General features: G+C 44.9%; 8 protein-coding genes. 4 read left to right on the plus strand and 4 right to left on the minus strand.

Translation table 11 applies throughout. The features are described from left to right. Positions 1–58: 58 nt before the first annotated feature. Both dnaK and JZY04_RS19600 read left to right on the plus strand, forming a co-directional pair. The gene (gene dnaK, locus JZY04_RS19595) at positions 59–1,978 is read left to right on the plus strand and encodes a molecular chaperone DnaK (protein ID WP_005775948.1); all 1,920 of its coding nucleotides are present in this window, start codon (positions 59–61) and stop codon (positions 1,976–1,978) included. A 152-nt stretch (positions 1,979–2,130) separates the two neighbouring features. Further along, a complete protein-coding gene (locus JZY04_RS19600; protein ID WP_005775949.1) occupies positions 2,131–3,702 on the plus strand; it encodes a ClC family H(+)/Cl(-) exchange transporter in 1,572 nt (523 codons plus the stop codon). On the opposite strand, the gene nfo is transcribed toward JZY04_RS19600, so the two are convergent. Both nfo and JZY04_RS19610 read right to left on the minus strand, forming a co-directional pair. Next, positions 3,696–4,532: a deoxyribonuclease IV gene (nfo, locus tag JZY04_RS19605; RefSeq protein WP_032529772.1), complete on the minus strand. Its 837-nt coding sequence runs from the start codon at positions 4,530–4,532 to the stop codon at positions 3,696–3,698. The two genes, JZY04_RS19600 and nfo, sit on opposite strands and share 7 nt — an antisense overlap. Before the next feature lie 128 nt (positions 4,533–4,660). After that, positions 4,661–6,028, minus strand: a complete 1,368-nt coding sequence (locus JZY04_RS19610; RefSeq protein ID WP_122143480.1) for a TrpB-like pyridoxal phosphate-dependent enzyme — start codon at positions 6,026–6,028, stop codon at positions 4,661–4,663. A 135-nt stretch (positions 6,029–6,163) separates the two neighbouring features. Here JZY04_RS19610 and JZY04_RS19615 point away from each other — a divergent pair, with 135 nt between their 5' ends. After that, on the plus strand, positions 6,164–7,999 hold the full coding sequence (locus tag JZY04_RS19615) for a TrkH family potassium uptake protein (RefSeq protein WP_005809772.1): 1,836 nt from the start codon (positions 6,164–6,166) through the stop codon (positions 7,997–7,999). A 15-nt stretch (positions 8,000–8,014) separates the two neighbouring features. Beyond that, positions 8,015–8,701 carry a TrkA family potassium uptake protein gene (locus JZY04_RS19620; protein ID WP_005775954.1) on the plus strand — a complete coding sequence of 229 codons (687 nt, stop codon included), beginning with the start codon at positions 8,015–8,017 and terminating at the stop codon, positions 8,699–8,701. Between the two features lie 94 nt (positions 8,702–8,795). On the opposite strand, the gene JZY04_RS19625 is transcribed toward JZY04_RS19620, so the two are convergent. Together JZY04_RS19625 and JZY04_RS19630 are read right to left on the minus strand one after the other, a co-directional pair. Further along, positions 8,796–10,256, minus strand: a complete 1,461-nt coding sequence (locus JZY04_RS19625; RefSeq protein WP_122143479.1) for a catalase — start codon at positions 10,254–10,256, stop codon at positions 8,796–8,798. A gap of 217 nt (positions 10,257–10,473) precedes the next feature. After that, positions 10,474–13,011, minus strand: a complete 2,538-nt coding sequence (locus JZY04_RS19630) for a glycoside hydrolase family 31 protein (protein WP_122143478.1) — start codon at positions 13,009–13,011, stop codon at positions 10,474–10,476. Positions 13,012–13,094 lie beyond the last annotated feature (83 nt).

The following is a 13,094-nucleotide window of genomic DNA, read 5'->3' on the forward strand; positions in this document are numbered from 1 at the left end:
GTGCGGGAATAACCGGACAAAAGAAACTGAAATAATAATAAATAAAAGAATAACGATCATGGGAAAAATTATTGGTATTGACTTAGGAACTACAAACTCTTGTGTTTCTGTATTTGAAGGAAACGAACCTGTAGTAATCGCAAATAGTGAGGGTAAACGTACAACTCCCTCCATTGTAGCATTTGTAGACGGTGGCGAACGTAAAGTGGGTGATCCTGCAAAACGTCAGGCTATCACGAATCCTACCCGTACAGTTTTCTCTATCAAACGTTTTATGGGTGAAAATTGGGATCAGGTGCAGAAAGAAATCGCACGTGTACCTTATAAAGTGGTGAAGGGTGATAATAATACTCCGCGTGTAGATATAGACGGACGCTTATATACTCCGCAGGAAATTTCAGCAATGATTCTGCAGAAGATGAAGAAGACAGCTGAGGATTACCTGGGACAAGAAGTAACAGAAGCAGTAATCACTGTTCCTGCATATTTCTCTGACTCACAGCGTCAGGCCACAAAAGAAGCCGGACAGATTGCCGGTCTGGAAGTGAAACGTATTGTAAACGAACCGACAGCAGCTGCGTTGGCTTATGGTCTCGACAAGGCTCACAAAGATATGAAGATTGCAGTATTCGACTTAGGTGGTGGTACATTCGATATCTCTATTCTGGAATTCGGCGGTGGCGTATTTGAAGTACTTTCTACAAACGGTGATACTCACTTGGGGGGTGATGACTTTGACCAGGTAATTATCGACTGGTTGGTTCAGGAATTTAAGAATGACGAAGGTGCTGACCTGACTCAGGATCCGATGGCTATGCAGCGTTTGAAAGAAGCAGCTGAAAAAGCTAAAATTGAGCTGTCTTCTTCTACAAGTACTGAAATCAACTTGCCGTATATCATGCCGGTAGGTGGTGTACCTAAGCACTTGGTTAAGACTCTGACTCGTGCTAAATTTGAATCTTTGGCTCACAATCTGATTCAGGCTTGTCTTGAACCTTGTAAGAAAGCAATGCAAGATGCTGGTTTGAGTAACTCAGATATTGATGAAGTAATTCTTGTAGGTGGTTCTTCACGTATTCCGGCTGTACAGAAGTTGGTTGAAGATTTCTTCGGTAAAACTCCTTCAAAGGGTGTTAATCCGGATGAGGTAGTAGCTGTAGGTGCCGCTGTTCAAGGTGCTGTACTGACTGACGAAATCAAAGGTGTGGTATTGTTGGATGTAACTCCGTTGTCAATGGGTATCGAAACTCTGGGTGGTGTTATGACTAAATTGATTGACGCTAATACTACAATTCCTGCACGTAAGAGCGAAACATTCTCTACTGCTGCCGACAATCAGACCGAGGTTACCATCCATGTTTTGCAAGGTGAGCGTCCGATGGCTGCACAGAATAAATCAATCGGTCAGTTCAACCTGACTGGCATTGCTCCGGCACGCCGTGGTGTTCCTCAGATCGAGGTTACATTTGATATTGACGCCAACGGTATCTTGAAAGTATCTGCTAAAGATAAAGCTACAGGTAAGGAACAGGCTATCCGTATCGAGGCTTCCAGCGGTTTGAGCAAAGAAGAGATCGAAAAGATGAAAGCAGAAGCTGAGGCTAATGCAGAAGCAGATAAGAAAGAACGTGAGAAGATCGACAAGTTGAATCAGGCTGACAGTTTAATCTTCCAGACTGAAACTCAGTTGAAGGAACTGGGTGATAAGTTGCCGGCAGATAAGAAAGCTCCGATCGAAACAGCTCTTCAGAAACTGAAAGATGCTCACAAGGCTCAGGATATGGCAACTATCGATAGCGCTATGGCCGAACTGAATACTGCATTCCAGGCTGCAAGTGCTGAAATGTACGCTCAGAGCGGTGCGCAAGGTGGTGCACAGGCTGGTCCGGATATGAACGCAGGTCAGGCTAATGCCGGACAGAACAACGGCAAACAAGATGATAACGTTCAGGATGCTGATTTTGAGGAAGTCAAGTAAGTAAGTTCTAAATAATAGGTCTACATATAGAAGGCCGCTGCAAGACGAGTGCTTGTGGCGGCCTTTATTTGTTTGAACTAATTTTAACTATTCCGGTGAAACCAAGCAATCTCCGGATTGTTGTACTCTGCAACGGTATAACGGACGGAGATATGTTTGGAAAATCAGGTGATTTAGAGGATATGAGGAAATGGCGGGTATGGAAGCTGAAATTGATAGATGCCCGTCTTTATTTTGTCAGTATATTCGTGGGATTGTTGACAGGGCTTGTTGCTGTACCCTATCACTATCTGTTACAATTCTTTTTTAATACTCGTAGAAACTTTTTTGATTCACAGCCACATTGGTATTGGCATATTCCTATCTTTTTGTCTTTATGGGGTATCCTCTTATTTGTGATGTGGCTGGTGAAAAAGATGCCGTTGATCACCGGTGGGGGGATTCCTCAAACCCGTGGAGTGATTAACGGACGTATCTCCTACAAGCATCCTTTTATAGAGTTAGTATCTAAGTTTGTGGGAGGAGTGTTGGCGTTGAGTGCCGGTTTGTCTTTGGGACGTGAGGGACCCTCCGTGCAGATCGGCTCTTATATCGGTTGTCTGGTGTCTAAATGGGGAAGGGTGCTTGCCGGTGAACGAAAACAATTGCTTGCCGCCGGTGCAGGTGCCGGATTGGCTGCTGCTTTTGCCGCTCCCTTGGCTTCTTCGTTATTGGTCATTGAGTCTATCGAACGTTTTGATGCACCTAAGACCGCCATAACCACTTTGCTCGCCGGAGTGGTGGCAGGTGGTGTGGCGAGTATGATCTTTCCCATTAACCCTTATTTCCAGATTGACGCTATTTCTCCCGGACTGGTTTTTTCTTCACAAGTCAAATTGTTCTTATTGCTGGCTGCGGTGATTTCCGTATCCGGTAAGATTTATTCGGTTATTACAGTTTGGTTTAAGCGACTTTATCCGGCCATCAAGCATCCGGCTTATGTGAAGATGCTCTATTTGCTGTTTATTGCTTATTTAATATCACTCACGGAAGTGAATCTGACCGGTGGAGGTGAACAATTTTTATTGGAGCAGGCGATGCATGCTGACACCCATATTATGTGGATTGTGGGGATGATGATTTTGCATTTTGTTTTTAGTGTGCTTTCGTTTTCTTCCGGATTGCCGGGAGGAAGTTTTATTCCCACTCTGGTTACCGGGGGACTGATCGGGCAGATCGTTGCTTTGATTCTGGTACGTCAGGGCATTATCGGATACGAAAACATCAGCTATGTCATGCTGATATGTATGTCTGCTTTTTTGGTTGCGGTGATCCGGACTCCTTTGACAGCAATCGTTTTGATTACCGAGATCACCGGACATCTGGAGGTTTTCTATCCCTCCATTGTTGTGGGAGGGCTGACCTACTATTTTACGGAGATGTTGCAGATCCAGCCGTTTAATGTGACACTTTATGATGACATGATCAGTTCTCCTGACTTTCAGGAGGAGAAGCGCTATACTCTTTCTGTCGAAGTGATGAGTGGTTCGTATTTTGATGGAAAGACGGTAAGCGAATTACTATTGCCGGAACGTTGTGAGATTATCAATATACACCGTGATCGGAAAGATATACCCCCGGCAAAGCAAAAACTTGTTCCGGGGGACCAGGTGCAGATCGAGATGGATGCACAAGATATTGAAAAATTATACGAACCTTTGGTAAGTATGGCCAATATCTATTGAGCTTGTTCTCTCAGCCAGGCTATTTCTTCGGGCCACAGTGTTTCGTCAATGGTCTCCAGAATCAACGGCATATTGTCGAAACGGGGATCTTTCATTAGTTTCTCAAAGAAAGCGAAACCAATTAATCCCTTACCGATGCTGTCGTGACGATCTACTCGACTACCTAATTCTTTTTTGGAATCATTGAGGTGCATCCCCCGCAGATATTCAAATCCGACTACTTCACCGAATTCTCCGAAGACATTATCATAATCATTCAGAAAGTCATAACCGGCTGTAAAAGTGTGGCAGGTGTCCAGACAAACCCCTACACGACTTTTATCCTCCACTCGGTCGATGATGTACTTCAGCTGCCAGAATTCATTTCCCAGGTTGCTTCCTTGTCCGGCAGTATTTTCAATAACGGCAGTTACTCCTTGGGTCTTTTCCAAAGTCAGATTGATGCTTTCTGCGATCCGATCCAGACATTCTTCCACCGGTATCTTGTTGAGGTGGCTGCCGGGATGGAAGTTCAGCAGTTTCAGTCCCAATTGTTCGCAACGTTGCATTTCGTCAAGGAAGGCAGCCCGGCTTTTGGACAGTCCCTCTTCTTCGGGATGTCCCAGGTTTATCAGGTAACTATCGTGCGGGAGAATGTATTCGGGGGCGAAGCCGAATTTCTCACAATTTTCTTTGAAGAGACGGATACTATCTTCGGTTAGTGGCTTACTGACCCACTGGCGTTGATTTTTAGTAAAGAGGGCAAATGCGTTGGCCCCGATTTCGTGTGCATTGACAGGAGCGAACTCAACGCCTCCTGATGCACTGACATGTGCTCCGATATATTTCATATTCTTTTCTTTGATTCATATGCAAAGATAACATTTCCGTAACAATATATGTTTTGCCCCATAACAATATATGTAATGAGTGATTACATATATTGTTATGGGGCAAAAGCTCTGATGGTATCCGACGGTTAAGCCAGATTGCCTATTTCATCCAGATTCTTTTGGATATCATCATCTGTAAGCGAATAGTTTACCAAGTCACCGGACAGGTATTTGTCATACGAAGTCATATCGATCAGTCCGTGACCGGACAGGTTGAACAGAATCACTTTCTCTTCTCCGCTTTCTTTGCATTTGTTTGCCTCACGGATGGCGGCTGCGATGGCGTGGCAAGATTCCGGAGCAGGAATAATACCTTCAACCTGTGCGAACAGGCATCCGGCTTCGAAAGATTCCAGTTGGCTGATATCGACAGCTTCCATCAGTTTGTCTTTGAGGAGTTGCGAAACGATCACTCCTGCACCGTGGTAGCGAAGTCCGCCGGCGTGGATGTTGGCTGGAGCAAAGTTGTGCCCCAATGTAAACATAGGCAACAGTGGGGTATATCCTGCTTCGTCGCCGAAGTCGTATTGAAACTTACCGCGGGTCAGCTTCGGGCAAGATGCCGGTTCGGCAGCAATGAAGCGTGTTTTTTTACCTTCAAGGATGTTATGGCGCATGAATGGGAACGCGATGCCACCGAAGTTGGAACCACCACCAAAGCATGCGATCACCATATCGGGATATTCACCTGCCATTGCCATTTGTTTTTCAGCTTCCAGGCCGATCACCGTCTGGTGCAGGGTGACATGGCTCAGAACGGAACCTAATGTATATTTACAGTTTGGAGTAGTTTGAGCCAGTTCGATGGCTTCAGAGATGGCGGTACCCAATGAGCCTTGATGATTCGGGTGTGCAGTCAGAATATCTTTTCCTGCACGGGTCGACATCGAAGGCGAAGGAGTCACCTGGGCACCATAGGTCTGCATGATGCTACGGCGGTAAGGTTTCTGCTCATAACTGATTTTCACTTGATAAACGGCTGCTTCCAAACCGAAAAGCTTGGCGGCGTAAGCCAGGGAAGCTCCCCATTGTCCGGCACCGGTTTCAGTTGTTACATTCTGTACACCTTCTTTTTTACAATAATAAGCTTGTGGAATGGCCGAGTTTAATTTGTGCGAACCCATCGGGCTGACACTTTCATTCTTGAAATAAATATGTGCCGGTGTGCCTAATGCTTTTTCCAGCCCATAGGCACGGACCAATGGAGTACTGCGGTAATATTTGTACATTTCACGAACCTCTTCCGGTATTTCTATCCATTGGTCGGTTTGGTTCAGTTCCTGGCGGCAAAGCTCTTCCGCGAAGATCGGATACAGATCTTCTGCCTTTAATGGCTGTTTGGTTCCCGGATGCAACGGGGGCATCGGCTTGTTCACCATGTCGGCTTGTATGTTGTACCAGTAATGCGGAATTTCTTCTTCAGGCAGTATGTACCTTTTTTTCTTGTCGCTCATAATATTGTAGTTATTTGATTATTCTGATGCCAAAAGTAAGTATAATTTTTAAGAATTATATGATTTCAGCAACAAAGAATCGGATATGTTTGTTATTTTAGTTAAGTTTGTGCGACTCTATTAATATGCAATCCGATGAAGATTTATCATAAATTCTTTTTGTACCAGAATAAATTGTTGCAGCCTTACGTACGACTTTTGTTACGATTAATGGCAATTATCACCTATCTGGCTTCCATCATGCTGATAGTCGGAGTGATTTACGAACATGGCTTTACGCTCTCTGCCCATGAAGTTACGAAAATACATCTTCTTTATAAGACGGTTTGGATTATATTCCTGATCGACGTTACGCTGCATATCCTGCTTGAATACAGAGATACGAAAAAGAATTTCCGGAAGTTGGCCTGGATACTGAGCTGGTTACTGTATCTGACTTTGATTCCTGTTATCTTCCATCGGCCCGAGGAGGGAGGGGCTATTCTGCATCTGTGGGAATTCCTGCACGGTTACTTTTACCATATTGTCTTGCTGTTGCTTTTCTCCTTACTGAATTTGTCTAATGGGCTGGTACGATTGTTGGGCAGGAGAACCAATCCTTCTTTGATTCTGGCTGTCAGCTTCCTGGTGATTATATTTATCGGATCGGGGTTGTTGATGTTGCCTCGTTGTACTGTGGAGGGGGTTACCTTATCGTGGGTCGACGCGTTGTTTACTTCTACCAGTGCCGTCTGCGTAACCGGGTTGGTTCCCGTTGACGTATCCGCTACTTTTACGCCGGCCGGACTGACAGTTATCATTCTTTTGATTCAGATCGGTGGTCTGGGAGTGATGACACTGACCAGTTTCTTTGCCATGTTCTTCATGGGAAATACTTCTTTGTACAATCAGTTGGTCGTACGTGATATGGTAAGTTCCAATTCATTGGGGTCGTTATTCTCTACTTTATTGTACATATTAGGTTTTACATTGGTCATTGAGGGGATAGGCATGCTCTCTATCTGGTTCAGTATACATGGTACGCTGGGGATGGATGTTCAGGATGAACTGGCTTTTTCTGCCTTTCATTCCATCTCTGCCTTTTGTAATGCCGGATTTTCTACGTTGCCCGGTAATTTAGGCAATCCGATGATTATGACTCAGCATAACTGGCTGTATATAACCGTGTCTTTCCTGATTATTTTTGGTGGAATCGGTTTTCCGATTCTGGTTAATTTTAAAGATATTATAGTTTACCATGCCCGTCGTTTCTGGCGTCTGATCCGTACCCGCCAGTGGGACAATCATCAGGTACATCATCTGTTCAACCTCAATACTAAGATTGTATTGATAATGACTGTTCTGCTACTGGTTTTCGGAACGCTTGCCATTGCTTTTTTCGAGTGGAATCATTCGTTTGCAGGCATGTCGGTTGCCGATAAGTGGACACAGGCTTTCTTCAATGCCACTTGCCCCCGAACCGCCGGATTCAGCAGTGTAGACCTGACTTCACTGAGCATACAAACCATCATGCTTTATATAGTCCTGATGTGGATCGGTGGTGCGGCACAGTCCACAGCCGGTGGTGTGAAAGTAAATGCCTTTGCTGTTGCTTCACTCAACCTGATCGCTGTGCTGAGAGGAACCGAAAGAGTGGAGGTATTTGGCCGTGAGTTGTCACATGACTCCATCCGACGTTCCAATGCTGCGGTAGTCGTTTCTTTGGGAATCTTGTTTGTGTTTGTCTTTATTCTGAGCATACTGGAACCCAAGATGTCTATCATGACCCTGACGTTTGAATGTGTGTCGGCTTTAAGTACGGTCGGCTCCAGTCTGAATGCCACTCCTTTGCTGTGTGATGAGAGTAAATTGCTGGTATCTCTGCTTATGTTTATCGGCCGTGTAGGATTTATCACTCTGGTGCTGGGCATCGTGAAACAGAAAAAGAATACAAAATACCGTTATCCGAGTGATAACATTATCATAAACTAATCAGTTGAATTTATTATGAAATACATTATTATTGGTCTTGGAAACTACGGTCATGTGTTGGCTGAGGAACTTTCCGCCTTAGGGCACGAGGTGATAGGGGCCGATTTGGACGAAGGACGGGTAGATAGCATAAAAGATAAGATTGCCACCGCCTTTGTAATCGATGCGACGGACGAGCAGTCTCTTTCCGTTTTGCCTCTTAACAGTGTTGATATGGTGATTGTTGCCATTGGTGAGAATTTCGGAGCTTCAATCCGTGTGGTGGCTATGTTGAAGCAAAAGCAGGTGCAACATATTTATGCACGTGCCATCGACGGAGTACACAAAGCAGTGCTTGAAGCATTTGGACTGGAGAAGATACTGACTCCGGAAGAAGATGCCGCCCGAAGTTTGGTGCAGTTGCTGGATTTTGGTACAAAGATGGAAACTTTCCGGATAGATTCGGAATACTATGTAGTCAAATTCAATGTTCCCGAGAAATTTGTAGGCTATTTTGTCAATGAGTTAAATCTGGATGAAGAGTTTCATTTAAAGCTGATAGGACTGAAACGCTCCAATACCATCAAGAACTGCTTGGGCATTTCGTTGGTAGAGCACAAGATAGTGAACGAATTGCCCGAGAATGCCAAGATTCGTCCGGATGACGTATTGGTATGCTACGGTAAATATAATGATTTCCAGAAATTGTGGAAGGCATTGTGATAGACAAATAACGGAAGACGACGAATCATTGATATAAAAATGCGCCATAAATGTTATTGTCTAACATTTAAGGCGCATATAAAAAGAGGGAAAATTATTCTTTCAATGCTTCTTCCAGATTAATACCCAAGGCACAGGCTACTCCTGTACCATAAGCCGGATCAGCTTTGTAGCAGTTGCGCACATGCCGTTGTTTGATAAACAGTTCTGCATCGCCCATAGCACGTGCAGTATTTTCGAACAATAATTGTTGTTCATCCGCAGGCATCAGTCGAAATAAGTCACCCGGTTGGCTATAGTAATCGTCATCGTATTCGCGTTCGTTATAGTTGAATACATCTCCATGAACCTTCAGAGGCGGTTCCTTTTTATCCGGAGAGTCTTGCCATTCACCATAGCTGTTCGGTTCGTAGCCTTTGGCCGAGCCATAATTACCATCCACCCGCATAGCTCCGTCGCGATGGAATGCGTGGAACGGGCAACGTGGCTTGTTCACCGGAATCTGTTCAGAGTTTACTCCCAGTCGATAGCGTTGTGCATCGCCGTAAGAGAATAGGCGTCCCTGTAACATCTTGTCGGGAGAGAAACCGATACCTTCAACAATGTTCATCGGGTTGAAAGCCGATTGTTCTACTTCTGCGAAATAGTTTTCCGGGTTACGGTTCAGTTCAAGGATACCTACATCCTGTAACGGGAAATCTTTGTGCGACCAAACTTTGGTAAGGTCAAACGGGTTGATGCGATAGTTGTCAGCCTCTTCTTCTGTCATCAGCTGGATCTGGAATTTCCATTTCGGAAAATCGCCTCGTTCGATACTTTCGTACAAGTCACGTTGATGTGATTCACGATCTTTGGCTATGATGGCTTCAGCTTCCTGATCAGTCAGGTTCTTGATGCCCTGCATGGTTCTCAGGTGGAATTTAACCCAGATACGTTTGTTCTCAGCGTTTAGGAAACTGTAAGTATGACTGCCGAATCCATGCATGTGGCGATAAGAAGCCGGAATACCGCGCGGACTCATTGTAATGGTTACCTGATGGAGGGCTTCAGGCAATAGGGTCCAGAAATCCCAATTGTTATTGGCACTACGCATGTTGGTGTGTGGGTCACGTTTTACTGCATGGTTCAAATCGGGGAATTTCAGAGGATCGCGCAGAAAGAACACAGGGGTATTGTTACCTACCAGATCCCAGTTTCCTTCTTCTGTATAAAACTTCATGGCAAATCCACGGATATCGCGTTCTGCATCGGCGGCTCCGCGTTCTCCTGCTACAGTTGAAAAACGTACGAAACATTCTGTCTGTTTACCTACCTGGCTGAAGATAGCGGCTCGTGTGTACTTGGTGATATCGTGTGTGACGGTAAATGTGCCGTAAGCTCCGGAGCCTTTAGCGTGCATACGGCGTTCGGGGATCACTTCACGATCGAAATGAGCGAGTTTCTCAATCAACCATGGATCTTGTAGCATGATTGGCCCGCGGGGGCCTGCTGTCTGGCTGTTTTGGTTGTCGGCAATAGGACGACCATTAGCTGCTGTAAGTTTTTTCTTTTCCATATAGTTTTGGTTTTTACCGGAAACAAAGCTTTCAATGATGTGAAGTCTTTTACAGCCCCTCTTCCGTGTTATTACTTGACAAAAGTAGCGCTAAATTGTTTACTCGTCAAATAGATAATTTCAATCCATGGATAGGTGATATCTATTTCTATCAAAGATATCAGTTTTACTTGGATTTGCAATGTTTCGTGGGGAAAAATATAAGATGTAAGTGATTCTATTTTTTCCAGCCGATTGTTTCCAAAAACCATTGGGTATTAGTCTCGTTCAGTTTTTGCTCCTTGAGCATTTCCGGCATTTGACTATAGTTTCTCTTGAATGCTTCTATCAGTTTGTTAAAACGTTCGGGCGAGTAATTCAGTGCAATGCTGGTCGCTTCGGTTGCTCCCATGGCAGGGGTCAATACGATCCCGGCATCCCGGTATTTGAGCGCGGTGACAGCCTTGCTGAATCGTTTGAATTGTGAAACCATTCCGTCATTTAATTCCGGGATAGAAGTCGGATATTGAATTTCTATCGTGTTTCCCTGGCTGCACGATGTTTCCGGTAGAGTGATCAGTAATGCCAATTCATCACCGATGTATTCATATTCTGCTTTGCTTCCATTCACGGTGATTGCTTCCGGAATGGCGGAACCTAATACTTTTATCTTAAACTGACGGTTAGGCGGCATGTTGCGATAGCTGCCTTTCCGAGGAGCAATCGTTACGGTTAAAAGATTATCTTTTCGTTCACAGGCTATCCGGGTACGGGCATATTCGTCGGCATAATATTTATCATTGCCGTTGTCTTCATAGAAACAGAACGAACCGCTTCCTCCGGGGAATACATTTACGATAATCTCTTCGTTATTGCTGTTCAGATTCTTCACCCGGTTGTAAAGAGGGAGTACGGAGCCCGCTTTTACGTATACCGGATATTCGGTCAGTGTAAACGAGCGCTCTACTGTCTGTCCTCCTTTCAACAAGGTTCCGGTTGTCCATTCAAACCAGTCGTTACCTTCCGGCAGCCACACCTTTACTGTGGAAAGTCCGTTTTGCATGGGAGTAGTGATGGGGGCTACCAAAATCTGGTCGCCAAACATGTATTCGTTTCTGAAATCGTATGCCTCTTTGGCTTCAGGATAATCGTAATACATCGGGCGGCAGATAGAAATACCATTATCGTAAGTCTCCCGGGCCATCGTATATATATAAGGAGCCAATTGGTAGCGGAATAGGATCGAGTTACGTAAGGCTTCGAAATAATCCCCTTTGAAATTCCATAATTCTTTATTCAGGACCGCATTCTTTGTAGAGTGAGTTCGCATCACGGGTGTCAGAGCACCGTATTGCATCCAGCGGGTGAAAAGTTCCGGATCGAGTATTTCTTTTTCACCGCCTTTGAACATGTGCCCACCGATGTCATGGCTCCAGTAACCATACAATACATTGGAGGCGCAGTTAGTAAAGTAAGGTTGGAATTCAAGCGATTTCCATGATATGACAGCATCTCCCGAGAAGCCGATCTGGTAACGGTGATTGCCCAGTCCTCCCCAGCGATGATAGAGCATCGGACGCGTATCACGGTTACACTCCATATCCGAGAAGAAAACATAATTGATCCACCAGGTATTACTGAGGCTGTCCACTTTCTTATCATACATCCATTGCTGCCAGTCGAGCCACCAGAAGTCTACTCCTTGTTTTTCCATGGGGCGGAGTACCTTGTTCAGCATACCGTTCATAAAATGTTTGTCCGAAACTACCCAGGGGATAGGTTCGTGTTTAGCCGTATCTATTCCCATCCATTGTGCCATCTCCGGATATTTTTCTTCATAAGGGGCCACACCATCGGCAGGATGTAGATTTAGGGTAATCTTTAAGTCATTGTCTTTCAGATAACCGAGGAATTTGGCAGGATCCGGAAAGAGTCGGCGATTCCATGTCCATCCCGTCCATCCGCCGAATCCCGGTTCGGTATAGTGCCAGTCCATGTCTACCACCAATACATCCAAAGGAATGTTATAAGTGTGGAAGTTGTCCACCAATTGCCGCATCTCCTTGTCCGAATAACTCCAATATCTTGACCACCAATAGCCGAATGCGTACCGGGGTGGGAGAGGAACTTTTCCCGCAAAGGCTGTATAATCTTTCAGGGCAGCTTTGTAGTCGTGTCCATAGGCCATGAAGTACCAGTCTTGTCCGTCTTTATTTTCACGTGTCTCTACCCAGGGCCATTCCGAATCATCAAACAGGAAATTTTTTGAATCGTCAATCAGAGTCCATCCGTCTGTTGAGAGAAGACCGTCTTCCAGCTTCATGTCCTGATGGCTGTATATGTTGTGGTTTCCTTCAAAACCATCCAGTGTGCGGTCCGTCCCTTTCAGGTTTCCCTTTTGTGTTGTACCGGGTGTCCACTCGAAGGGCAACATTCCTTTGGCCGATGTAATCGTTAAATTATCTTTTGTAAAAGGACCTTTTCCTTTTTTATATTTCAATTTCATACGGGCGGTACTTATCACTACCACCGCACTTTTATTTTGTACCGTGTACTCCGGAACCGGTAAGTTACGGTGGATTGCTACAAATGATGGGGCGTCGGTAAACGTACCCGAAGGACTCCATTCCATACGGATAACCCCATCTGTGAGAATGCTAAAACGTACGTTCCCATCACAATAGGCTATTGTGTTCTGAGGAGTTGCTGCTGAGAGTGAAAGGCTGAACAGAACTCCTTGCAATGCCAGTAAAAAATAGACTGCTAAATATTTCATGTTGTATTTATGTTACCTGTTGGCGGAATTAATTTAGTGCATACTTAATTCTGCCAATGGGCTTGTCGTTAATGAAGTTTACG

The sequence above is a fragment of the Bacteroides sp. 11BF genome, assembly GCF_019633765.1.
Taxonomy (GTDB): domain Bacteria; phylum Bacteroidota; class Bacteroidia; order Bacteroidales; family Bacteroidaceae; genus Bacteroides; species Bacteroides hominis.

Coding starts and splice junctions, on each gene's coding strand:
- JZY04_RS19615 (WP_005809772.1), top strand. CDS start 6,164: ATGAAGATTTATCATAAATTCTTTTTGTACCAGAATAAATTGTTGCAG.
- nfo (WP_032529772.1), bottom strand. CDS start 4,532: ATGAAATATATCGGAGCACATGTCAGTGCATCAGGAGGCGTTGAGTTC.
- JZY04_RS19610 (WP_122143480.1), bottom strand. CDS start 6,028: ATGAGCGACAAGAAAAAAAGGTACATACTGCCTGAAGAAGAAATTCCG.
- JZY04_RS19600 (WP_005775949.1), top strand. CDS start 2,131: ATGTTTGGAAAATCAGGTGATTTAGAGGATATGAGGAAATGGCGGGTA.
- JZY04_RS19620 (WP_005775954.1), top strand. CDS start 8,015: ATGAAATACATTATTATTGGTCTTGGAAACTACGGTCATGTGTTGGCT.
- dnaK (WP_005775948.1), top strand. CDS start 59: ATGGGAAAAATTATTGGTATTGACTTAGGAACTACAAACTCTTGTGTT.
- JZY04_RS19630 (WP_122143478.1), bottom strand. CDS start 13,011: ATGAAATATTTAGCAGTCTATTTTTTACTGGCATTGCAAGGAGTTCTG.
- JZY04_RS19625 (WP_122143479.1), bottom strand. CDS start 10,256: ATGGAAAAGAAAAAACTTACAGCAGCTAATGGTCGTCCTATTGCCGAC.